22 protein-coding genes are annotated in these 23,584 nt (G+C 52.9%); 15 read left to right on the top strand and 7 right to left on the bottom strand.

The window, feature by feature from the left end; translation table 11 throughout:
- The first annotated feature begins 92 nt into the window (after window positions 1-92).
- Together ilvC and E1757_RS18340 are read left to right on the top strand one after the other, a co-directional pair.
- Window positions 93-1,085, top strand: coding sequence for a ketol-acid reductoisomerase (gene ilvC / locus E1757_RS18335; RefSeq protein ID WP_133230681.1), 993 nt, complete (start codon window positions 93-95; stop codon window positions 1,083-1,085).
- A 357-nt stretch (window positions 1,086-1,442) separates the two neighbouring features.
- Window positions 1,443-2,993 (top strand): 2-isopropylmalate synthase, encoded by a 1,551-nt coding sequence (locus E1757_RS18340; RefSeq protein WP_133230683.1) that lies wholly within the window; start codon window positions 1,443-1,445, stop codon window positions 2,991-2,993.
- Between the two features lie 469 nt (window positions 2,994-3,462).
- Here E1757_RS18340 and E1757_RS18345 read toward each other — a convergent pair whose 3' ends face one another.
- Both E1757_RS18345 and E1757_RS18350 read right to left on the bottom strand, forming a co-directional pair.
- The gene (locus tag E1757_RS18345; RefSeq protein ID WP_133230685.1) at window positions 3,463-4,659 is read right to left on the bottom strand and encodes an aminotransferase-like domain-containing protein; all 1,197 of its coding nucleotides are present in this window, start codon (window positions 4,657-4,659) and stop codon (window positions 3,463-3,465) included.
- 138 nt (window positions 4,660-4,797) lie between these two features.
- Window positions 4,798-5,379: a hypothetical protein gene (locus E1757_RS18350; RefSeq protein WP_133230687.1), complete on the bottom strand. Its 582-nt coding sequence runs from the start codon at window positions 5,377-5,379 to the stop codon at window positions 4,798-4,800.
- A gap of 200 nt (window positions 5,380-5,579) precedes the next feature.
- Here E1757_RS18350 and leuB point away from each other — a divergent pair, with 200 nt between their 5' ends.
- The 3 genes from leuB to gcvH all read left to right on the top strand — a co-directional run bounded on the left by leuB (window position 5,580) and on the right by gcvH (window position 7,887).
- Entirely contained in the window at window positions 5,580-6,659 is a 1,080-nt protein-coding gene (gene leuB, locus E1757_RS18355; RefSeq protein WP_133230689.1) for a 3-isopropylmalate dehydrogenase, read from the top strand.
- Window positions 6,660-6,851: 192 nt separating this feature from the next.
- Window positions 6,852-7,400 carry a peroxiredoxin gene (locus tag E1757_RS18360; RefSeq protein WP_133230691.1) on the top strand — a complete coding sequence of 183 codons (549 nt, stop codon included), beginning with the start codon at window positions 6,852-6,854 and terminating at the stop codon, window positions 7,398-7,400.
- 103 nt (window positions 7,401-7,503) lie between these two features.
- Window positions 7,504-7,887: a glycine cleavage system protein GcvH gene (gene gcvH / locus E1757_RS18365; protein WP_133230693.1), complete on the top strand. Its 384-nt coding sequence runs from the start codon at window positions 7,504-7,506 to the stop codon at window positions 7,885-7,887.
- A 263-nt stretch (window positions 7,888-8,150) separates the two neighbouring features.
- Here the strand turns inward: gcvH and E1757_RS18370 are convergent, their stop codons facing one another.
- Both E1757_RS18370 and E1757_RS18375 read right to left on the bottom strand, forming a co-directional pair.
- Window positions 8,151-10,118: a glycoside hydrolase family 15 protein gene (locus E1757_RS18370; protein ID WP_181956662.1), complete on the bottom strand. Its 1,968-nt coding sequence runs from the start codon at window positions 10,116-10,118 to the stop codon at window positions 8,151-8,153.
- A gap of 238 nt (window positions 10,119-10,356) precedes the next feature.
- Window positions 10,357-10,593: a hypothetical protein gene (locus E1757_RS18375; RefSeq protein WP_133230695.1), complete on the bottom strand. Its 237-nt coding sequence runs from the start codon at window positions 10,591-10,593 to the stop codon at window positions 10,357-10,359.
- 432 nt (window positions 10,594-11,025) lie between these two features.
- On the opposite strand from E1757_RS18375, the gene E1757_RS18380 reads away from it, so the two are divergent.
- The 5 genes from E1757_RS18380 to E1757_RS18400 all read left to right on the top strand — a co-directional run bounded on the left by E1757_RS18380 (window position 11,026) and on the right by E1757_RS18400 (window position 17,042).
- Window positions 11,026-11,454, top strand: coding sequence for a hypothetical protein (locus tag E1757_RS18380; protein WP_133230697.1), 429 nt, complete (start codon window positions 11,026-11,028; stop codon window positions 11,452-11,454).
- 197 nt (window positions 11,455-11,651) lie between these two features.
- Complete coding sequence (gene sigI, locus E1757_RS18385; protein WP_133230699.1) at window positions 11,652-12,437, top strand: RNA polymerase sigma factor SigI; 786 nt, start codon at window positions 11,652-11,654, stop codon at window positions 12,435-12,437.
- A gap of 23 nt (window positions 12,438-12,460) precedes the next feature.
- Complete coding sequence (locus E1757_RS18390; RefSeq protein ID WP_133230701.1) at window positions 12,461-14,110, top strand: anti-sigma-I factor RsgI family protein; 1,650 nt, start codon at window positions 12,461-12,463, stop codon at window positions 14,108-14,110.
- Window positions 14,111-14,326: 216 nt separating this feature from the next.
- Window positions 14,327-15,343, top strand: a complete 1,017-nt coding sequence (locus tag E1757_RS18395; protein WP_133230703.1) for an aldo/keto reductase — start codon at window positions 14,327-14,329, stop codon at window positions 15,341-15,343.
- A gap of 61 nt (window positions 15,344-15,404) precedes the next feature.
- Entirely contained in the window at window positions 15,405-17,042 is a 1,638-nt protein-coding gene (locus tag E1757_RS18400) for a leucyl aminopeptidase (RefSeq protein WP_246079264.1), read from the top strand.
- 30 nt (window positions 17,043-17,072) lie between these two features.
- Here the strand turns inward: E1757_RS18400 and E1757_RS18405 are convergent, their stop codons facing one another.
- Complete coding sequence (locus E1757_RS18405; protein WP_133230705.1) at window positions 17,073-17,645, bottom strand: hypothetical protein; 573 nt, start codon at window positions 17,643-17,645, stop codon at window positions 17,073-17,075.
- Between the two features lie 140 nt (window positions 17,646-17,785).
- Here E1757_RS18405 and E1757_RS18410 point away from each other — a divergent pair, with 140 nt between their 5' ends.
- Window positions 17,786-18,724, top strand: a complete 939-nt coding sequence (locus tag E1757_RS18410; protein ID WP_133230707.1) for a Gfo/Idh/MocA family protein — start codon at window positions 17,786-17,788, stop codon at window positions 18,722-18,724.
- Window positions 18,725-18,909: 185 nt separating this feature from the next.
- A complete protein-coding gene (locus E1757_RS18415) occupies window positions 18,910-19,506 on the top strand; it encodes a sulfite oxidase-like oxidoreductase (RefSeq protein WP_133230709.1) in 597 nt (198 codons plus the stop codon).
- Window positions 19,507-19,829: 323 nt separating this feature from the next.
- On the opposite strand, the gene E1757_RS18420 is transcribed toward E1757_RS18415, so the two are convergent.
- Window positions 19,830-20,135: an ATP-binding protein gene (locus tag E1757_RS18420; RefSeq protein WP_246079266.1), complete on the bottom strand. Its 306-nt coding sequence runs from the start codon at window positions 20,133-20,135 to the stop codon at window positions 19,830-19,832.
- Window positions 20,136-20,359: 224 nt separating this feature from the next.
- On the opposite strand from E1757_RS18420, the gene selD reads away from it, so the two are divergent.
- The 3 genes from selD to E1757_RS18435 all read left to right on the top strand — a co-directional run bounded on the left by selD (window position 20,360) and on the right by E1757_RS18435 (window position 23,204).
- Complete coding sequence (selD, locus tag E1757_RS18425; protein WP_133230711.1) at window positions 20,360-21,412, top strand: selenide, water dikinase SelD; 1,053 nt, start codon at window positions 20,360-20,362, stop codon at window positions 21,410-21,412.
- A gap of 27 nt (window positions 21,413-21,439) precedes the next feature.
- The gene (mnmH, locus tag E1757_RS18430) at window positions 21,440-22,480 is read left to right on the top strand and encodes a tRNA 2-selenouridine(34) synthase MnmH (protein WP_133230713.1); all 1,041 of its coding nucleotides are present in this window, start codon (window positions 21,440-21,442) and stop codon (window positions 22,478-22,480) included.
- 265 nt (window positions 22,481-22,745) lie between these two features.
- A complete protein-coding gene (locus E1757_RS18435) occupies window positions 22,746-23,204 on the top strand; it encodes a GreA/GreB family elongation factor (RefSeq protein WP_133230715.1) in 459 nt (152 codons plus the stop codon).
- Between the two features lie 79 nt (window positions 23,205-23,283).
- Here E1757_RS18435 and E1757_RS18440 read toward each other — a convergent pair whose 3' ends face one another.
- The gene (locus tag E1757_RS18440) at window positions 23,284-23,472 is read right to left on the bottom strand and encodes a hypothetical protein (RefSeq protein WP_133230717.1); all 189 of its coding nucleotides are present in this window, start codon (window positions 23,470-23,472) and stop codon (window positions 23,284-23,286) included.
- Window positions 23,473-23,584 lie beyond the last annotated feature (112 nt).

The following is a 23,584-nucleotide window of genomic DNA, read 5'->3' on the forward strand; positions in this document are numbered from 1 at the left end:
ACCCTATGTCCGCGTTCGTACCGGAGGAAAGCGGGTTGTCCGTTATATCGCCCACTCACAGGGTTTTTAAATTAAAGGAGGAGCTATTATCCATGGCAGTTACAACTTATTACGAAAAAGACGCAGATCTTAATGCATTGCAAGGCAAAACCATCGCTATTATCGGTTACGGAAGCCAAGGCCACGCTCAAGCGCAAAACTTGCGCGACAGCGGGTTGAAAGTCATCATCGGTCTTCGTCAAGGCAAATCGTTCGAGCAAGCGAAAAACGACGGCTTCGACGTATACTCCGTTGCCGAGGCAACCAAGCTTGCCGATATCGTGCAATTGCTGATGCCGGATGAAACGCAAGCGAGCGTCTACAAAAACGAAATTGAACCGAACCTGAAGCATGGCGCAGCGATCATGTTCTCCCACGGCTTCAACGTTCATTTCGGTCAAATCGCTCCGTCCGCAGACAAAGACGTGTTCCTGGTAGCTCCTAAATCCCCGGGCCACATGGTTCGCCGCGTATATGTCGAAGGCTTCGGCGTTCCCGGACTTATCGCGGTTGAGCAGGATGCAAGCGGCAAAGCGAAAGAAATCGGCTTGGCCTATGCAAAAGGAATCGGCTGCACACGCGCGGGCGTTATCGAAACTTCGTTCCGCGAAGAAACGGAAACCGACTTGTTCGGCGAGCAGGCTGTCCTCTGCGGCGGCGCATCCGCTCTTGTTAAAGCCGGCTTCGAAACATTGGTTGAAGCGGGCTATGCTCCTGAAATGGCTTACTTCGAATGCTTGCACGAATTGAAGCTGATCGTCGACCTGATGTATGAAGGCGGTCTGGCTACGATGAGACATTCGATTTCCAACACGGCCGAGTACGGTGACTATGTAACCGGACCTCGCATCATCACAGACGAAACCAAACAAGAAATGAAGCGCGTGCTGTCCGATATCCAGCAAGGCAAATTTGCCCGCGATTTCATCTTGGAAAACCAATCCGGCCGCGCGTTCCTTACAGCTACCCGCCGTTTGGAAGCCGAGCATCCGCTTGAGCAAGTGGGCGCCCAGCTGCGCGAAATGATGCACTGGATCAAGAAGTAATGCATTTAACACGTTTGTGGCAATATAGAAATTAAACGAGGTCGGCTTGAAGTCAATGGGAAATGTTAGCGGCGGTGTCCCTCCGGTTTCTCATCTTCGAGCCGTACCTTTTTCTGCTTAAAAGCAGGCTTGCTTCGAAGCCGCCGCGAGGCTTATTGAACGATAAGGCGTTTATACGTTTTAAGCGCCGCGGAACATTTAGCACCGTAAACAGTCAGCATCGCCAAAATTTAATAAAGCTTACAATGCTAAAGCAAAACTCAGCGAGAGCTTACGAAGTAATTTTCTCACGAAAATTTTTAGCATATGCTTACGACGTAAGTTTTGCTAAAGCAAAACTCTTAGGAGGTGACCCCCATGAGAAAAATCTACATATTCGATACCACGCTGAGAGACGGCGAGCAGTCGCCGGGCGTGAATCTGAATATGCAAGAGAAGGTAGAGATCGCGCTGCAGCTGGAGAAGCTCGGGATCGACCGGATCGAAGCCGGTTTCCCGGCCGCGTCTCCAGGCGACCTTGCCGGTGTGAATGCGGTCGCGCGCGCGGTCAAAAACGCCTCCATCATCGGCTTGGCGCGTTCGCGCGAGCAGGATATCGAAGCGGTGCGCGAAGCGCTGCAGGGAGCGCAGGACCCGTGCATCCATCTATTCCTGGCCACCTCTCCGATCCACCGCAAGCATAAGCTGCGGATGGAGAAGCATGAGGTGCTGGAGCGGGCGGAAGCGGCGATCCGGTACGCGAAAAAATATTTTGACAAGGTTGAATTTTCACCGGAGGATGCGGGCCGTACCGAGCTGGACTTCCTGTGCGAGGTCACGGCGATGGCGATCCGGGCGGGCGCCACGGTCGTTAATATCCCGGACACGGTAGGCTACTTGAATCCAAGCGAGTTCGGCAACATCTTCAAAACATTGAAGGAAAACGTGCCGGGTATCGAAAAGATTCAGCTGAGCGCCCATTGTCATGACGATCTGGGCATGGCCACGGCGAACGCGCTGGCTGCCGTATTGAACGGCGCCGACCAAATCGAAGGCACGATCAACGGGATCGGCGAACGCGCAGGCAACACCTCGCTGGAAGAAGTCGTGATGGCGCTGGAAACGCGTCATGATTACTTCCAGGCGAAAACGTCGCTTGTACTCGGCGAAATTGCGCGCACAAGCCGCTTGGTCAGCAAGCTGACCGGCATGCCTGTTCCGGGCAATAAAGCGATTGTCGGCGCCAATGCGTTCGCGCACGAGTCCGGCATTCACCAGGACGGCATGCTGAAAGAAAAAACGACCTATGAAATCATGTCGCCGGAAATGATCGGCTTGAAGGACAGCAAGCTCGTGCTGGGCAAGCACTCCGGACGCCACGCTTTCCGCGAGAAGCTGGTCGACCTGGGCTATGTGCTTGGCGACGAGCAGGTGAACGCGGCGTTTGCCAAGTTCAAGGATTTGGCGGACAAGAAGAAAAACGTTACCGATGAAGACATTCGCGCTTTGATCGAGGAAAAGCTGATTGAGACACCGGAAGTGTTCGTGCTCGATACGATTCAGCTGACCTACGGCAATCAATCGGTGCCGACGGCGACGATTCGCGTAACGACGATTGAAGGCGGGTCGGCGGAAGAGGCCGCAGTCGGCAACGGCTCCGTCGACGCGATTTACAAGGCGATCGACAAAGTAACGAATGAAGAGGTCGAATTGGAAGACTATTCGATCAAGTCGGTAACCCATGGCAAGGATGCGCTTGGCGAGGTGCATGTCGTAATGCGTCAGGGCGAGTACTCCGTTCAAGGACGCGGAGTCAGCACCGATATTTTGGAAGCGAGCGCCAGGGCGTATATCGATGCGATCAATCGGTTGATCGAAAAGCGCAAATCGCCGGCGCGCAGCAGCCGCGACAATGTTACGTTAATTTAATATCCGGCTGCATGCAATTAACGCCCCGGACGCTTCGACCTGAGAAATCGGGTGAAGCGGGCCGGGGCGTTTCATTTTGAACAAATATCATTTCCTTCAAAAGCCCAGGCGACATTTTGCCCGCCCACATAGCATATAGGGAGTTTCTAATGAAGGGAGGCTGGAACGATGGGTTACGGAGCCGGCTTAGGCTATGGATCATGTTATGGCTCATGTTATGGTTCTTGCTATGGCGGGTTTGATACCAGCACAGAAGTGATCCTGGTTTTGTTCATTCTATTAGTTATTGTTAGCCGTGCTTGGATCTAGTGACGGGCCCTTCGGCTCGGCAGAGGCCCCCGGGAACACTGCGGCAGTATAAAACGGCCCCGGGGGTTGGCTTACTCGTTCAACTTTGCAGCGGAGCAGCTTGTAAAGAAAAACCCTGCCCGACCCCGAATTCGGGACGGGCAGGGTGAATAATAGACGCTTATACAGGCTGCAGCACCTTCTGAATCGCACGATCCAGACGCGCGAAGCCTTCAACCAATTGCACGTTGTCGGTGTGGGTGAAATTAAGCCGCATCGCATTTCGCTGCGGTTCGTCGGCAAAGAATCCGATACCCGGAACAAAGGCGACGCCTTCCTCAACCGCCAGCTTCAGCAGCTGCTCGGTATCGATATACTCCGGAAGCTCCAACCATATGAACATGCCGCCTTTCGGCTCGGTCCAACGCATGCCCGGCCAGTTTTGCTTGCTCAGCAGGTCGGTCATTTGGCGCATCCGGATTTCGTATTCGCTCCGGACCAGATCGATATGGCTGTAAATGTCGAAATGCTCGAATAGCTGATGCAGCGCCTGCTGGTCCATCGTACTGGAATGCAGATCGGCTGCCTGCTTGGCGCGCGCCATCTGGCGGATGACCTCGGCGTCGCCGATCGCCCAGCCGGTGCGCAGCGCCGGAGCGACGATTTTGGAGAAAGTGCTCGTATAAACGACGCCGCAGCCTTCAGGATGCTTATCCAGCGAGAAGATCGACGGCACCGCTTCCCCGCCGCCAAAACGAAGCTCTCCATATGGGTCGTCTTCCAAAATAAGCACATCATTGCGTTTGCAAATATCCAAAGCGCCTTGACGGCGTTCCAGATTCCAGGATTTTCCCGCCGGATTGGAAAAAGTAGGGACCACATAGATCATTTTCGGATTATATTGTTTAATTTTAAGCTCAAGATCGGTCAGATTCATGCCGTCCGCATCCCCGTCAACCGAAACGAGACGCGCTTTATGAGATTGAAATATTTGAATGGCGGCGAGATAAGTAGGGCGCTCCACGAGGATGACGTCGCCCGGATCGATATAGATGCGGGCAAGCAGATCGATAGCTTGCTGGGACCCTGTCGTAATCAGCATATCGTCGACGCCGACATGAATATGTTTGCGTTCCATATGCTTGGCAATGCTTTGCCGCAGCGGCGTAAAGCCTTCCGTCAATCCGTACTGAAGCACCTGCTTGCCTTCTTCGAACACACGCAAAAAAGCTTCCCGGACGGCGTCAATCGGGAAGTATTGTTCATTCGGCAGTCCGCCTGCCAGCGAAATGATAGATTTACCTTGGGTCAGTTTTAATATTTCCCGTACCGCCGAGGATTTAAAGCTATCAATCGTATCGGAAAATCGATAGTTCATCATACAAGCTCCTTTTAGTCTGAAATAACATCCTGCTTGCTACATAACTATTATTTTAATCCTTTAAATCTCATAAAACAACATGGAATCTAGCGAACTTGGCTGTTAATAGGAGCCATTTTGTAAAATATTGGGGCTTCAGTCGGAGATGAGCAGCACGATAAAAATAGGGACAAGCAGCATGGCGATCCCCAATGGAATACCGATTGCGAATCCGACGGCGATGGATCTGGCGCTATGCCCCTTTAACGATTCCGTGGTGCCTCTGTCTATTTTTCTAACGTGGTACATCAAGCTTAAATTAGTGGCTATGGCCGCGACCGCAATAATCGGGATGGTGAAGATCATCGTTTCCCGCAAGGAAAAAGGCGCAGGCGGGACATGCTGCAGGAACGATTGAAAAATCATGAGGCCGGCAACAAGAAACTGTGCGATGACTTGAGTCCATCTGACTTTGGAAAATTCGTGTCCGAGTTTCTCGGCTTCGTAGTTCATGAGCTCTCTCATCGGCGGAAATAAGCCAAGCAAGTTATACTGAACGGTTTTGCTGACGATATTCAAAACGGCCAGGATAAGGATAAGCACACCGATCGTACGTTGGAATGCGGCCAAGGAATACGCGTGAATAATAAAGGTAAACAGCAAAGCAGCGGTCAGAAGCAAGAGGTTAACCAGCACAAACTGCATAATTCTAAGCTTCCGCAAGCGCATTGCATCCATTCCTGTCACCGCCTTTCGAAAGAATATACTTATCTTACCATAATATGCGCGCACGGCGTTAAATGAACGGAGTGCCGGAGAGCCATACGGCATTTATTGCTTTTGCCTATGAAGATCATAGATTTTATATCTTTGTCATGACCGTTTAATTATGGTACAAAGGATATAATGTACAATTTTTGAAAGTAGGAGTGAATAAAATGGCAGACGTTAAAAAAATTGCAGTCATCTCCGGTGACGGTATCGGTCCCGAGGTTATCGCAGAAGCAGAGAAAGTATTGAAGAAAACGGAAGAAGTGTTCGGCTACCGGTTTGAAACGGAGCACGGTTTGTTCGGCGGCATCGCGATCGACCGGAAGGGTACGCCATTGCCTGAGGATACATTGGAGCTTTGCAAAAAAGCGGACGCCGTACTGCTGGGCGCCGTAGGCGGTCCGAAATGGGACAGCAATCCGAAGGAGCTTCGTCCGGAAACAGGGCTGCTGGGGATCCGCAAAGCGTTGGGCTTGTTCTCCAACATTCGTCCTGCCGTTATTTTTGACTGTCTGAAGGATGCATCCACATTGAAGCCGGAAGTGCTGGAAGGTACGGACCTGATCGTTGTCCGCGAGCTGACCGGCGGCATCTACTTCGGCGATAAATTCCGCCGCGACGGAGCAAACGGGCAGGAAGCGGTCGATACTTGCGTCTACAATGTGCAGGAAATCGAGCGGATCGCCCGTCAGGCGTTCGAAATCGCCCGCACGCGCAGCAAGAAGCTGGCTTCCGTCGATAAAGCGAACGTGCTGGAAACATCCCGTTTGTGGAGAGAAACGGTAATCCGCATTTCCGCGGACTACCCGGATGTCGAGCTGGAGCACGTGCTGGTCGACAACTGTGCGATGCAGCTGCTTCGCCGTCCTTCGAGTTTCGACGTTATCGTAACCGAGAACATGTTCGGCGACATTTTGAGCGATGAAGCGGCTATGCTGACAGGCTCCATCGGCATGCTGTCCTCCGCTTCCTTGGGCGAGGGCGCATTCGGCCTGTACGAGCCGGTACACGGCTCCGCGCCTGATATTGCAGGTCAAGGCGTCGCTAATCCGATCGCGACCGTGCTGTCCGTAGCGTTGATGTTCCGTCTCACATTCGGCTATCACGATGCGGCGGAAGCAATCGAGCGCGCGGTGAAAGAAGTGCTGGATGCGGGCCACCGCACGGGCGACATTGCCGTCGACAAGAGCACAGCCATCGGAACAACCGCAATGGGCGATCTGATCGTGAATGCGATAAGAAAGTAATAAAAGCAGAATCGGCTTAGTGAAGACTCTTGCATCCAACCTCCGGGGACGATGGAGAGTCTTTGCTATGTAGGCGCAAAAATATTAATTATAATAATTATAAAATAATAATAACTACAATCTTGACTTTCAACAGGGCGGATGATACGATTTTAACGGACGAAGAATTAGACAGAAGGAGGAAATAAGCAGATGGCAGAACGTTTGGTAGCTAAGCAAGCACCGGATTTTACATTGGAAACCGCTAATGGAGACGGTGTTGATTTTGGAAAGGTTTCCTTGTCCGATTATAAAGGCAAGTGGTTGGTTTTGTTCTTCTATCCGCTTGACTTCACCTTTGTATGCCCTACAGAAATTACCGCTTTGAGCGAGAATTACGACGAGTTCAAGAAGCTGAATACGGAAGTTCTTGGCGTATCCGTCGACAGCATTCACTCCCACCGCGCATGGATTAACACGCCTAAAGACAGCAACGGTCTCGGCAAGCTGAACTTCCCGCTGGGCGCCGACATTACGAAAAAAGCCGCCCGCGATTATGGCGTATTGATTGAAGAAGAAGGCGTCGCGCTTCGCGGCTTGTTCATTATCAGCCCGGAAGGCGAATTAAAATATCAAGTGGTCAACCACAACGATGTAGGCCGCAGCGTAGAAGAAACATTCCGCGTACTGGAAGCTTTGCAATCCGGCGGATTGTGCCCAATGAACTGGAAAAAAGGCGACAAGCATCTGGTCGCGAAATAAGCCGGTCTGCGCTCTGAATAGAGAAACTGCATTTTTATAAATCCCTCCGGTCTGTTATACTGCGGCTAGAGGGATTTTTATTGTTTTTTAGGGGGATAGGACGATGGATATTGTTGAAGGCTTGAAATATAGCGAAAACCATGAATGGCTGCGCGTCGAGGGCGGCCGCGCCGTTATCGGGATCACCGACTTTGCCCAGGAAGAGCTTGGTCAGATCGTGTTCGTCGAGCTGCCCGAAATCGGCGACGAGTTGAAGGACGGCGAGCCGTTCGGCAGCATGGAGTCGGTGAAAACCGTATCGGAGATGTACGCTCCGGTTTCCGGAAAAGTCGTCGACATCAACCGGAAGCTGCAAAAGGACCCCGGCGCGATCAATTTGGCGCCGTACGGAGCCGGATGGCTGATCGTGATCGAGATGACCGACCCGGCTGAGACGGACAAGCTATGGGACGCACGGAAGTACGAAAATACATACGGACACGAGTGAACTCGTTAAGCTTTGCTGAACATCTCAGATGGGGACTCTACCCCACCTGATTCAAGGCCCACCTTAGAGGTGGGGGTCTTAACCCGATAAAGTCGTAATCGGATAAATCATAAACCAACAAGCCTTCCTTGCTCGCGGGACCGAGCGGGAAGGCTTGTTGGTTTATGGGGAACGAGCCGACTGTGAGTCGGTGCAAGGTTTGAGCGGAGTTCATACGACCGCTGCGCGGCGCCGATAATCCGAACTCGGGGCGTACTGGAATATTACGCTTTTCCCGCAAGCTGCTTGTATTTCTCCATATATTTAACAACAGCAAGCACATAGGTGGCATGCGACCACGTGAGCGGCGCGACGGAAACCGGGCCGCCGTCGAACGGATCAAGCTGCTCGGGCAGTATACCGCTTTCGATCGCGTGCTTGACGACCCATTCAAGGGTGCCGCGCGGCTTTTCGAGCGCCTGTATCGTTTTGGCGCATTCGATTTCCCATTCGGCCATCCATAGCGTGCAAATAATCCAGGGATTGCCGGGCACATTTTCGATATCGCTGGACCGTTGGAAGTAATAGTCGTGGTAATAGCGGGCAATACCGCCAATGTCGGTTTTGATGGTCAAATGATCGCGATTCGCCTCCATCGTGCTGACGACGCGCGGATCGTCGGCCGGCAGGACGCCGAACTCGAAGATGCCGTAGACGCTGCTCTCGTAGGTGCGGTCCTTTACCCAGACGCCATTTTCCTGGTACAGACCGCGGACGAACCGCTGCTCCTCCTCATCCCATAGATGATGGAGGATGCCGGTTTTAATGCGTTCGGCGGTATGCCGGTAGCGGCTGCTCCGTTCTTCATCGCCGAACAGGCTGCAGAAATTGGCGGCCGCCACGAGCCCGCCGTACACGGCGGAAGTGGTAAACGTATAGATGCCGTAGCGCTCTTCCCACAGGTCGTAGCTCGGCTTCGGCAAATTCAAATCGAGGTCGATATAGCCGGACATGAATCGGGCCGCGCGGCGGATCAGGTTGCGATACAGCGACTGCGGAAGCTCGATGACGCCATGCTTCTGAAAGTCTTGCCATAAGGCGAACAGCACGAGGGCCGTCTCGTCTTCCTGAATCGGCAGCTGCTCCTTGCCGGCATGAACATACGGATGCCAGCTGGAGCCGACGGTACCGTCCGGATTGTATTTGTGATGCAAATAGCCTTCCGGCGAAAGGACCTGGGCGCAAAAATGGAAAAACGGCGTAATCATTCCCTGATAGCCGGCCATGGACATCGCGTAGGCGATCAATGCGCCGTCCCGCGGCCACATATAGCTGTAATGGTCGCGGTTGCTTTGCATAATGTCGGAGTCGTTGGCGGCAATTATCGCGCCGTTGACATCCGTCTGGGTACGGACAATCAGCAGGCTCTGCTTATACATCCGGATCACGTCGGGACTTAAATCGCCGTAGTCACGCTCCGATTTGTTCACCCAGCGCTGCCAGTACACTTGAATCCGGTTAAGCAGCTTGCCGGGATGGCTTTCTTTGACGTAGGTGTCGAGCTTCTTGACCTCCTCGAGATTTTTGCCGGCGGTCATCCAGTAATACATCGTCTCATCCGAATTCGGCGGCACGTGCAGCCTGAAGCTGATGGTGCTGTCGACGGAGCCTTGAGCGATCGCATTGCCCATCAGATGTCCGTCCTCCGCATCGCGCCAAGTGCCTTCGGCGTTATAAAAACGCTTGATCCCGGTCGTATATTGATAAATGCCGTCCGGGCCCGTGCTGCCGTTAAACATGAAATATTTATCCTTTTTATAATGAAACACCGTATTGTTCGAAGGATAATAAGCCGCGGTATCGCCGACCTCCGTCTCATTGATGACGAGATCCTGGTTGAAAAAGAGCCGAACCTCGCGCACCTGATCCCGGCTGTTATGGATGCGAATCCTTTTAATATAAATATCTTCCCGTTGATGAACGGCGTCGTTGATGAGAAGAGAGATCCCCAGATGCGGATGGGCAGCCGTAACCTCGGTAATAAGCGAATCCTCCACATAGGATAGCTTGAACTCCCAGTCCGGATCGTTCAACCAGGCAAACGCGCCGTCTACCCACAAGCCGACTCTGCATTGATAGCCGCCGATGTGGTTTAATTGCCCTACATAAGGATAGTACAAATCCCGCATGTACGTATTTCGGTCCAGATTGATCAAAAATTTTCCGTTTCCGATAACGAGTTGTCTTGGCACTCCACTCACATCCTTTGAGCTGATCTATATCTTTTCCATTTAGAGTACCTTTTTCTTCCTGAACGGTCAATCCTATGAAAATGCTTACTTTAAAATAATAGTAGGATAGCGGCCCGGCGCTTGCCTGTGCATAAAAAAAATCTCCGGCCCGAAAGCGGAGATGCACGTGTCCCGAAAGCAGGTCACCATGGCAGGAGGTTGAAAAAGATGCCCGGTCAGGCGGCCGCGCTGCGGCGGATCAGGATGGCGAGAAGGTAACGGGCTGGCGCTGTACGCCCAGACTGCGCGAAAGCTGGATTAACCGCATGATGCAATCGTAAGGATTGTCGGATTGAATGAGCTGCTGCACCTGTTCCCGGCCAATCCCGTCGCATACTTGGCTGTGCCCGGTATGATAACGAATATGCATTTGCAAGGTCTGATCGTCATAACTGACATAAGCGATCTGTTTGCACCCGATAGTAATGTAATTCAATGAGAACTTCTCCCTTCAAAAATGAGAATGAAAAATCCGTTTGCCGGGCAGCTGTACGGCAACGGATGTTTAGTCGGTTAGTAAAGCGTATGCATAAGACTTGAACAATAGAATGCGGCGGTTTAGCGATTTGTCGGGGAGCTTGTGCGTGCGCCGGGCGACCGGTTCGCTAACAAATCCCGGACTTTTTAGGATGATTGGAATCGATCATAAAAAGCGGAATAGATTTCATAAATTGAAATATGCAGGGGAGCGCAACATTGGGACGAATTAGCCGTATATAGTATAGAGCATGAAATACGGCCTTAATGTAAAATAACCGGCAGGCAACATTTAACTATACGTTCGTTTCGACAAAAAAAGAGGATTTTAGCCATTCGAGTAGAATACATTATGAATCGCTTTGTTGGAGATTTAAGGAGGCGTGATTCTATGAGTTTTTGCTGCGGCGCCAGTATGATCGGAACTCAAGGAACTTTAAAGCACATCCGAACCCAGATCCATAACGTGCCTTTGCTGTTTTGTCCCGTATGCCATCGAGTCGAGGTGCACCATTTGGTCGAAAGCGAATATGAAATTTTAGCTGAATATGCCCACGGAGACGGAGCTTCGGAAGTCGACTTTCAGGAATATGTAGATACCCGCAGTCAAGCGGAATTATATGAGAACTGTGTCAACCATGATAATGAGGACCCGTTGGAGGTCGTTCGCAGCCAGATCGACATGTCGCTCGATCTGCTGATGGTGGCTAAGACGTGGAACGATGCCGAATGGGAGGAGCAGCTGAAGAAGAGGCTGAACATCCTGAGCCGGCGCAGAAACAAGCTAAAGAACAAAAAGACGTCCCGCGGCTTAACATAATCGGACTTGACAACGTCTCTTATTCAGGGACGTTGTTTTGCTGTCGGGAGGAGATGCCGCATAGCTTCCCCGAGACCAATCCAAGAGCGTGACCCGGCAAAACTTGCAATAAAGCAAATAATGTGTATCCGGAGGGCTTGAACGACCCCCGTAATCATCGCGGTCACAGCGAAAAACTATAGTGTGAGGTGGAACGATTGCTGCTCGTTTTATTTAAGAAGTTTCTCGGAAAACGTCAGTCGCAACCATCGGAAACAACGGACTCACTGCCACCTGAACAACTTGTTATGCAAATTCAAGAAGGCGACGTAAGGCTGCGCAATCAGTTTATAACCGATTACCAGCCGTATGTAGCCAAGGTGACAAGCCGTTTTTGCAAGAGATATATAGATCCTGCCAAGGATGATGAATTCAGCATTGCATTAGGCGCTTTTAACGAGGCGATTAATCAATTTTCACAGGAAGCGGGTCGGTCGTTTCTCGGCTTTGCCGAGCAAGTCATGCGGCGTCGCTTAATTGACTATGTCCGCAAAGAACAGCGTTTCTCTCAACAGATGCCTTACAGTCTCTTTGACGTGGAGGACGACGAGGACAATATTGTCAATCCGGTGGAAATTCATCAAGCTATCGAGCAGTATGAGAAGCAAAAAGGAATGGAGGAGCGGCAGGGAGAAATTATTGATTTAAATCGGTGCTTGTCTGATTTTGGCATTCAGTTTGCGGATTTGGTGGACGCGTCCCCGAAGCACGACGACTCCAGGCAAGCTTTATTTGTTATAGGCAAGCAGCTGTCGGAAAACACCGAACTGATGCGGATTATGTTGACGAAGCGGATGCTGCCGATTAAAGAGCTTTTAGATTTGGTGGAGGTGTCCAGAAAAACATTGGAGCGAAACCGTAAATTTATTATTGCCGTAGCTTTAATCTATAACGGGCCATATCCGTACCTTCGGGACTATCTTCATATAAAACAGGATATGTAATTAAAAGGGGAGGAGGGAAGCATATGAACAAAGGCATCGTCATGGAGATGACGGATAAGAGCATCATAGTGATGCGCCGGGATGGCAAGTTCGACAAGATTTCCAGAAAGAATCGTTCGTGCGAAGTGGGCGAGGAAATCATCTATGCCGAAACGGGCGTCAACTGGGCTAATCCGTCTGTAGCCGGCCGTTCCGCTCTTGTAGCGGCGGTCGTGTTCTGCCTCGTAGTATTCGCCAGCTTTGCGGGCAAAATTGGCAGCTCCGAAGTCGTTGCCTATGTTTCACTCGACATTAATCCTTCGATTGAGATGGGGATTGATGAAAAGGAGCAGGTGCTCGAGCTTCGCGGATTAAATGATGATGGATCCGAGCTGATCCAAGCGGTAGAATTCAAAGGAAAATCATTGGAGAACGTAACGGCTTCCCTCTTGGACAAGGCTGAACAGAAGTCGCTCGCCAAAGGTGAGGCGGACATTGTGATTGCAAGCTCCGTCGTCCACGTCGGCAGCACGGTAGACGATGCGAAAATTGCGGAGAAGCTGCGCGAGCAGGTAACCAATCACATTAAGCAGACTCATCCGGAGCAGGTCAACAGCTACCAGGTTGAAGCGTTTGCGGCACCGCAGGAAGTGCGGGAGGAAGCCAGCAAAAGCGGCGTATCGATGGGCAAATATTCCGTATATTTGAATGCTAAAAGCAATGGGGTCGATGTTTCGGTCGATGATTTAAAGAAAGAATCCATTCATACGATCATTAAGAACAATGTCGACAACAAAGCGGCGATCATCCAGCCCGAGAAAGTACCGACGAAGGAAGCGATTCGAAAGCTGATTGAGGAAGAAAAGTCGGGCGAGCTGGATAAAAAGCTGAACGAAAAGAAAAAGGAGCGGGAGACGAAGGATACCGGGAAAAATACAAACAATAACGGTAAAAACGACCCGAAAAAACCGGGGAGCGGCAGCAACAGCACCCCCAACTCCAACCAGAATAAAACGAACAACGGCAAGGATAGCAATAAGGACGATAATCAGGACGACCGCAAAGACGATAAAAAGAACGGCGGCTCCCCGAATACGTCCAAACCGAATACCGCCAAGCCCCCCGCTCAAACGGGGAACACCAAGCCAGGAACGCAAAATCCTGGCGCAGTGCGTCCTGCGGACAACGGCAAAGATGACCGCAAGAACGACAAGGAAGACGATAAAAAAAACGGCGGCAAGAATGAGGACGCGAAAAAGGACGATCCCAAAAAAGACAGCGGCAAAAAGGATGACCCGAAGCAGACAGACAATCCCAGGCGAGTAGAGGAAGATAAGAAACAGGACAATAAAAAGAGCGACGACAACAAATCGGATGAAAAAAAAACGGATGACGGAAAAAAGCCGGATAATGGGAAGCGTGGCGATGATTCTTCAAAAAATGATGATCCCAAGAAGCCGGATGACACAAAAAAGAATGACGATCCGAAAAAAAATGACGATCCCAAAAAATCCGATGATGTAAAAAAAGAGCAGGATAAGAAAAACGATCCGAAGAAAGACGACAACGCGAAGGACGATAAGAAGGACACCGACACGAAGAAAGAAACCGATTCGAAATCGGATTCGAAATCCGATTCCAAGAAGGATTCCGATCCGAAAAAAGACAGCGACAACCGAAACGACCGACGATAAGATGTCCCGGTTTTCGCTTAGGCAAGTTTTCGACACAGCAGCCCGTGAGGATGCTGTGTCTTTATTTGTTGAAGTTTTTACAGAGTTTCATGACGGCGACGCGTTATTGTGATAAAATTGTTAATTGAATAACTCAAGAAATCGGGGAGAATGTCGAATTTTTGCAGCGGTGAACATGCTGAAGTTTCATTATCATGGGATAGGGGAGAATAAACCGTGAGGTATACATTATTCGGTCAAACAGGTCACCATGTATCGTCGCTTGGATTCGGAGCGATGAACTTGCCGGGCGTTCCTTTGCAGCAAGCGGGGGATGCGCTGAACTATGCGTTGGATCACGGCATCAATTATGTGGATACTGCGGCAGGCTACCGCAACAGCGAAGAAATTATCGGGGAGACGATTTCGCACCGCCGTTCGGACTACTTTCTGGCGACCAAGACGAATAAGCGGGATTATGCATCCGCCAAGGAAGAGATCGAGCGCAGCCTCGTCCGGATGAAAACCGATGTTATCGATTTGCTGCAAATTCACTATGTGAACTATGTGAGCGAATTTCAGGCGGCGATGGACGCCGAAGGCGCGTATAAAGCGGCGTTGGAGATGAAGGAAGCGGGCAAGGTGCGGTTTATCGGGATTACCGGGCATCGGCCCGAGCTGCTGGCGAAATGGATCGCCAAGGGACAGTTCGATCAGGTGCTGTTTCATTTGAATCTGGCCCAGCCGTTCGCCCTGCAGGAGCTGATTCCGACGTTGACGAAAATGGGAATGGGCAAAGTGGCGATGAAGCCGCTGTCAGGCGGATTTATTCAACCGGTCGAGAAGGCGATCCGCTATCCTTACAGCCAGGATGTGAATGTCATTATTTCGGGGATGGTCAGCGTTGACGAGGTGAAACAAAATATTGCCGCGATGGAGCAGGAGGTCGGAGCGGAGGAACGGCAGGAGCTGGAACAGCTGGCGCTCGAGCTCGGCAGCCACAACTGCCGCCGCTGCAATTATTGCTCTTGTCCGCTTGAAATTAAAATTCCGGACGTCATGATTTCCAGTCAAGTCCGCAACGTATTCGGGCTGCTGCCGAAGGGCGACGGTTTTTATCAGAAGTCCAAGGAAAGCATTTTGTCCTGTGCCGATTACGAGCCCTGTAAGGAGAAGCCGCTTTGCGAGCAGCAGTGCCCGTATCATCTGCCGATGCGCAAGGTGATCATGGAGGCGGCTTCGTACTATAACTGATGCTTGAACGGAGAAGGGCAAATTCGTCTCCGTCAGGCATATGAAATGGAGGCCGGTGGAAATGGATATGCAGCCGATAGTTCAAGACGATAACGATATTCGTTTACATATTGTACAGCGGCGGGAAGGCGAGGCCGCGGATGCCGTGCTGCGCGGCGTCGGTGCCGACGCGCTGGTGCTGCTGCTGACGCAGGCGGAGCTGGACGACGCCGCGCGCTTGCGGCATTGGCTGCCCGAGACGTTGGCAGCCGAGGTTTCGGCGATGCGCGAACGCGGACAGTTCGCGGCGTTGCTCGGGCAAGCGGAGGCGCTGCCGACGCTAGGCCTGCTTCCTTGCCGCTCGCTCCTGCTGAGCGGCCTCGGCCGCGCGGCGGCCGGCGCGGACGCCTGGCGCGATGCCGGCGTCTACGCGGCCCGCGCTGCGCTCGCGCGCGGCCTGGCGCGGCTCGCGCTGCCGCTGCCGCGCGTCGCGGACGGCGCCGCCGGCGCCGTCACGGGCACAGCCGCTGACGCGGCGGCTGTGCCGGTTCGCGAGCGTGTTCACGCGCTCGCGGAAGGGCTCTTGCTCGGCGGCTGCCGCATGCCGAGCTATGCCGCGGCGGCCCGGCCGCCGCAGCCCGCGCTGCGCGAAATCGCCCTGATCGCAGATCGGGCGGAGTTCGCGGCGCCGGGCGGCGGCAGCATCGCCGCGGCTTTGGCGCAGCCGCTTGAGGCTGCGCGGGCGTTTGCGGTCGCGACGCAGTATGCGCGCGACCTGACGAACGTGCCCGGCAACATGCTGGTGCCGGACACGCTGGCCCGGGAGGCCGCCAGGGTTGCCGCCCGTTACGGCATGGCCTGCACGGTGCTCGATGAGGCGGCCATTGTGTCGCACGGCATGGGCGGCCTCCATGCCGTCGGCAAAGGCAGCGCCAACCCGCCGCGCATGATCAGCATCCGTTACCAGGGAACGGATGCTTGGGATAACGTGACCGGTCTGGTCGGCAAAGGCATTACCTTCGATACCGGAGGCATCTCGTTGAAAAAGCCCGATGGCATGGAAGAGATGATCAGCGATATGGGCGGCGCGGCGGTGCTGTTAGGCTTGCTGCATGCCATCGGGCGTCTGAAGCCGCGGATCAATCTAATCGTGGTCATACCGACGGCCGAGAATATGCCATCGGGGACGGCGTTTAAGCCGGGCGATGTCATCCGGATGATGAGCGGGCATACCGTTGAAATTATAAATACCGACGCCGAAGGCCGGGTCGTGCTGGGAGACGGGGTATGCTACGCGAAGCAGCTCGGAGCGGAGCGGATCGTCGATGTCGCGACGTTAACCGGCGCGGTGCTGGTCAGCTTCGCGGATGTGGCGACGGGAGCCGTTGCGAACGACGAGGCGCTGCAGCGGGAAGTGGTGGACGCGGCCAAGCGGGCCGGGGAAAAGGTATGGCCATTTCCGAATTATCCCGAGTATCACGATATGCTTGCAAGCGATGTGGCGGACATTAAAAATGCCACCTCGCGCGATCGTTGGGCGGGCAGCATTACAGGCGGACTGTTTATCGGTTATTTTGCCGGGGAAACGCCATGGCTCCATCTGGATACCGGCGGGACGGCTTGGCTGTGGAACGAACGCGGAACGGAACCGAAGGGAGGCACCGGCGCGATGGTCCGAACGTTGGCCCATTGGCTGTGCCGGACGGAGGAGACGGAATAAGGCTTTCGCTTTCCGCCTCCTTGCCGCGCGCTATGCCGAGATGCTCTTGCTTTTGCTTTTTCCCATGGAATGCGTTTTGGACGACATCATTTGGATAGCGGCTTCTTCCAAGTCCTGCACCGGGATGACGAAACGGGTGATTTCATCCGTTGTATACGAAAGATTGGCAGTCCGCAGAGCCAGCTGGTCGAGATCGATTCCGATCCAGCCGGTTTTGCTCGGATGCACCGAGAGGTCGAAGCCGAGAACCGACAGCGAAGCCTGCTGCTCCGAAGGTTTTTCGGTAAAGCCCGTGTTCGCTTGGATATCGTTTAAATGAAAAAACAGTTTCTTGCAGTTCCAGCGCACGAAGCCCGGAGGAAAGGACATAATCACCAGCGGGCTTTCCCCGTCGGACTGCTTGTGAATTCGGACGGCCTTCAGGTCCTTGCTGCCGCGAATATATTGGTGCTGTCGAATGTCCGGCAGCGCCATCACAATCAGAATGGGAAGCGCGCTTGCCGCGTATAAATAAAGCTCGGATTGCAGCCAGATGGCGACGCCGATTAATGCCAGGAATACGAAGGTATACATGATCAACAACCATGATTGTTTTTTCGACATGATAGCGGTCCCCCAGATGGATAGCAAAATGGTGATACTGTGCAACAGTCCTATTTTATCATAACGGAGACATGATATTAAAGGGCTGTAAAGGTTAAGCCTTCGTAAAATATTGTCATAACGCCGAGGAGGGCCGACGGATGAAAAAAAGAATCGCCATCATTGGGCTGGGCGACATCGCGCAAAAGGTATACGTGCCATTGCTGGCCGCGGATCAGCAGGTAGAGCTGGTCGGAGTTTTGAGCCGGACAGCCGCGACCGTCCAACGCGTGGCGGATCAATACCGGATCGGCGGTCGCTTCGATTCGCTGGAAGCTTTGCTGAGCGTTAAACCGGAAGCCGTGTTTATACACAGTTCGACGGAGACCCATTACGAGCTTGTGATGGAATGTTTGAAGCAGGGGGTTGCGGTTTATGTCGACAAGCCGCTCTCTTACAATCTTGGCGAGTCGGCTGCCATGGCGCAGTACGCGTTGGAGCAAGGAGTGCTGCTTGCGGTCGGATTTAACCGCCGGTTCGCGCCCTTATATGTGAAGGCCAAGGCTTGGCTGGAGACGTCCGGCGGGCTCGAGCTGTGCGTCGCCTCCAAGCACAGGACCAAGCTGCAGAAGCACAGCGCGAGACATACGGTTCACGATGATTTGATCCATATGCTCGATTTGCTGCTCTGGCTGGGGGGACAGGAGTACGACGTTCAGCAGTATGCCGAACGGACGGATGAAAGCGGCAGACTGCTGACGGCCGCGGGCAGTCTGATCTTTAAGGGCTTGCGGGAGGGCGTCGATGCATACGGGCAGTTCAGCATGGCGAGACGGGCCGGCGCCGATCTGGAGAAGCTCGAGCTGCACGGCTCGGGACGCTCGGCCGAAGTCGTCAATATGGAATCCGCTACGCTTTATGACAACGCCGCCTTGCCGCAAACATGCGGCTTCGGGAGCTGGGACAGTATTTTATACCGCAGAGGCTTCACCGGCATTATCGAGCATTTCTTGCATAGTTTGGATCATCCGGAAAGCTGCTCGGTGCGAGCCGATCGCGTGCTGGCTGTCCATGAGCTTGCCGACCGGCTGACTTCCTGAATTATTTTCGCATGCCAACATAGGGCAAGCTCACGATCACAAGCGCCATAGATGTCGGAACTAGCGTCGAGGTGCAGTACCCGCAGACTTATGAATGTATGGTGAATACAGCCGGCGGCGGGATATAATAAATGCAGCGGGCGCCATGAGCTGTTGAATTTATAAATGTTTGGAGGGAAAAGGACATGAGCGACGGGAAACAAACGCAGACCGCAGCGAACGACAGGGTTCCGCCGGGACAGACCGTGACGGAAGGGTTTCCGGTCCTGCACTACGGATCGGTGCCTTATTACAACGATATGAGCAAATGGGATTTCCGGCTGTTCGGGCTGGTCGAACAGGAGATTACGATCAGCCATAAAGATTTTATGGCTTTGCCGCGGCAGGAATTCAATAACGATATTCACTGTGTGACGACTTGGTCAAAGCTGGACAATGTATGGGAAGGCATTTCCGTACAAGAGGTGATGAAGCGGGTGAAGCTGAAGCCGGAGGCCCGTTACGTTATGCTGCATGCCGAGCACGGCTGGACAACCAATTTGCCGTTGGACGATTTTTTGCGGGATACTTCCTTTTTCGGGATCAGGCACAACGGCCAACTGCTGACGCCCGACCACGGCTACCCGGTGCGGATGGTCGTGCCGCATCTGTATTTCTGGAAGAGCGCCAAATGGATCCGCGGCGTCGAGTTCATGGAGCGCGATAAGCCGGGCTTCTGGGAGCGCAACGGTTATCACATGTACGGCGACCCGTTCAAGGAGCAAAGATACGATTTCGACTAAAAAGTCTGATTAAGGAATGTAATCCCAATCGGACACATAAACATGGAACTCGTCTGCCTGGGCCGCCTTTTGGCCTCGATTACGTCTGTACCGATGGTACGCCAGAATAAAGGTTTCGAACGCTGGAAATGACATAATCATTTGAAAAGTATCCATGGCATCATCTCCTTTCCGGAGAGGCCATGCCACGGAAGTATTTGAATATTATTCCATTAGGGTCGTCCAATCGGACGGCTTTTTTCGAAAAGAGACGATTTCGAATAATCGCATCCGTTGAGCGCTCCCCTTTATTTGCGGGACTAATGATTGCTCGGGCTAATCATTTATGATGTTGATTGCGGTGGGATTTGCATCGTTTCATCCGCCGCCGGAAGCTCGATTTCCAGACATATGCCTTCGCCAGGCTTGCTGCGAATTACGAGGCTGCCTTTATGGTTGTTGATGATTTGTTGGGATACCATCAGGCCGAGACCGTTACCGTGCTCCTTATTGGTAAAGAACGGCTCGCCGAGCCGTTCCCGACTACGAGCTCCGTTCTGGATGGTGAAATAGCAGATGTAAATATTGAGCTTCAATATAAGCGCAACCAGCATGGATATGCAAAGGGTAAGCTTCACCTTGATGGACAAGTTGCGATCCTCCGTCTTCTGTGATGTCAGGCAATACCCCTATTTTATCAGAAATAATCGATTCCGGGTCTGCAAATTCCTTACCGGATTCATTTTTGATAACATAGGATATCATTTCGTTTTATTCAAGAAGATCCTTTGTTTTCGGTGAAAACTGTGCTAATCTCAAAGATATGACTGCCTGGGGGTACGACTATATTGACGGAAAGGGATGAATATAACAAATGTCTCCAAACGATAGTATCAAATTGACCAGTTTGTCCAGTAAAGGAGGCTGCGGGTGTAAAATCGGTCCGGCCGATCTTTCGCAGGTGCTGCGCAATCTTCCTCCGGCAGAGCCGAATCCGAACCTGCTTGTCGGCCTCGATACGAGCGACGATGCCGGTGTATACAAGCTCAGCGAGGAGCTTGCGCTTGTGCAGACGGTCGATTTCTTCACGCCGATTGTGGACGATCCTTATTCGTTCGGCCAGGTGGCTGCGGCCAATGCGATCAGCGATATATATGCGATGGGCGGCAAGCCTTTGACGGTGCTGAACATCGTCGCATTCCCGATTCGCACGCTGGACAAGCAGGTGCTGGCCGATATTTTGCGCGGCGCTGCGGACAAGGTCAAGGAAGCGGGAGCGACGCTTGTCGGCGGTCATTCGATCGACGACAACGAGCCGAAGTTCGGGCTTGCGGTGACCGGACTCATCCATCCCGGCAAAGTGCGGACGAATGCCGGAGCCCGGCCGGGCGACCAGCTCATATTGACCAAGCCGATCGGCGTCGGCATTTTAACGACCTCGATCAAGAAGGAGCGGCTTTCTCCGGAAGAGGTGGCCCAGGTGACGGAGGTGATGGCCACCTTGAACAAGACGGCTGCGGAAACGATGGAGCCCTATGACGTGCATGCCTGCACGGATGTGACGGGCTTCGGTCTGCTGGGCCACGCGTCGGAGATGGCGAAGGGCAGCGGCGCCGGCATTCGCATCGCGGGGTCGAGGGTCCCTCTGCTGCCGCGTGTCCGCGAGCTGGCGGAGGCGGGTTTCGTGCCGGGAGGGACGAAAAACAACTATACCCATCTGGATGGCTCGGTTTCATTCCCGGCCGGGATGGATCAGCTCGATCAGTGGATATTATGCGATGCGGTCACATCGGGCGGCCTGCTTATTGCCGTCGACCCTTCGCAGGCAGACGAGCTGCACAAGGCGCTGCGCGGTGCGGGCGTCGATGCCCATCGGATCGGTGAAGTCACGGCGGATCATCCGGGCCATATTGTCGTAATCGAATAGACCCGGCGCAAAGGAGCTACTTTTGTCATGTTTCAAGATATTACCGTACAGGAACTGGTTGAACTGCAGCGCAGTAAGGAAATTTCGCTCATCGATGTCCGTTCGCCGTCCGAATATGCGGACTCCACCATTCCCGGGAGCATCAACATTCCATTGTTCGACGATACGGAGCGGGCGCAGGTCGGCACCCTGTACAAGCAGGAGAGCATCGAGGCCGCCAAAAACAAAGGGCTTGAGATTGTTTCGCAAAAGCTGCCGGCATTTATTCACGCCATCGAACAAACCGATCATCGGCTTAAAGCCGTCTTCTGCTGGCGGGGAGGGATGCGGAGCCGCACGTCCGCCACGCTGGCGTCCCTGATGGGCATGAAGATATACAAGCTGACGGGCGGCTTCCGCAATTATCGCAGATGGGTTGTCGGGATGCTGGAGCAGATCAAGGAGCTTCCTCCTTGCTATGTGCTGAACGGTTTTACCGGCAGCGGAAAAACGGACATTTTGAACAGGCTTGCCGAAATGGGTTACCCGGTGGTCAATCTGGAAGAGATGGCGCAGCACCGCGGCTCGATATTCGGAGAAGTCGGGCGGAAGCCCAACAATCAGAAAACGTTCGATTCGCTGCTGGTGCACGACTTGATTCGTTTGGCGAATGCGCCCTATCTCGTGATGGAGGCGGAGAGCAAGCGGATCGGCAGGGTCATGCTTCCTCCCGCACTGCTTGAGGCCAAAGAAAACGGAACGGCGCTGTTTCTCGAGCTGCCGGTAGCCGAGCGGGTCAAGCACATTATCGGCGACTATAAGCCGGAAGCTTATAAAGAAGAGTGCATCCGGGCCTTTACCCGGATTGAAAAACGGATTCATACGCCCGTCGCGGCCGAAATCCGCAGCTTGCTCGTCAATGACGGATTTGCGCAAGCGGTAGAGCTGCTGCTGCTGTACTATTACGACCCGCGCTACAGGCACGCGACGGAACAGTATGGGAGCAAGATTATTGCCATCCGCGCCCGCAACATGGACGATGCCTTGAAACAAATCGTTCAACAGCTTCCTCCTCCGCCTTCTAAGTAGCGGTTGGAGCAAACGGCCGCCTTCCAGGCTTGCGAACGGGCGATCGTTCGAACAACCATGACAAACGCGCACGTCTCCAAAGGATGGCCGTTTTTATGGCCAATTTGGGATTGTAATGGAAATGATACGGATTGTTTGGTAATATAGTATAAAGGCCCCCTTTTACGGGAGGCCTCTATTTTTATACAAGGAGGAGCACGTATGAAACCGTTTGTACTGGATGCTGCGATAACGGGAAAGCTGTGCAGAGGGGGGGAAATCTACAATGAACCGTAGTATTCCGCTTCAAGGCTCAAGGACGCAGTTGGTTAATCAGCTCGTTTATTTTGACGAGCAGAAGCAGGAATTTCTCGACCATTACTTCCCGAACTCGGGCAGGGAGCGCCTTAAAATCGATCAGCTGCTGTCGGATTATGCCAAAACGCTTGAAGGCATACTTGCCGGATTTACCCAGGAAAGCTTGAATTCGACGGTTTTAATCGGCAGTCGGATGAGGCTGCTGTATGTGGAGGACGGTTTGACCGAGTCGTATACGGTCGTTTTCCCCCATCAGGCGGAGCCGAACGAAAATAAGGTATCTTTTTTATCTCCTATCGGGCTTCAGCTGCTGCTTGCCAAAACGAATGAAACGTGCCGTCTCAAGGTGCCGTCGGGGGAATTGGAAGTAAGACTGGAGGAAATCCGGTACAACAACAGCGGACATGTGGAGAATGCGCTCGAATAAGTTTGAGTCACGCTGTCAGCAAGCGGGATGGTTATAAACAAACGGACCTAGCGGTGAGCCGCTAGGTTTTTTGTGTGCGCTATGATTTGGTTTTGTATGTGACCAGAATGGTGCTTCTCTGATTGTCGCGACCTGAAGGACTCGTTTTGGAAATGGAGCCATAGCTGATGCTGATCACTTGATCGTCCGAAAGCTCCGCCAGAAATGCATTCGCTCTTTTCTCTGCCAAAGACGTATCCGTGTCTACAAATTCTTTAACTTGAATCATCGTTTCATCATCCTTTTCGTATCGTAATGGCGGAACCGTTTGCAGATGCCCGCGGGTTTGAAAAGCAGCTAAGGCACCCCGCGTTATTCGCGGAATGCCCACATATAGTAAA

Origin of the sequence: Paenibacillus piri (genome assembly GCF_004354045.1) — a bacterium.
GTDB classification, from domain to species: domain Bacteria; phylum Bacillota; class Bacilli; order Paenibacillales; family NBRC-103111; genus Paenibacillus_S; species Paenibacillus_S piri.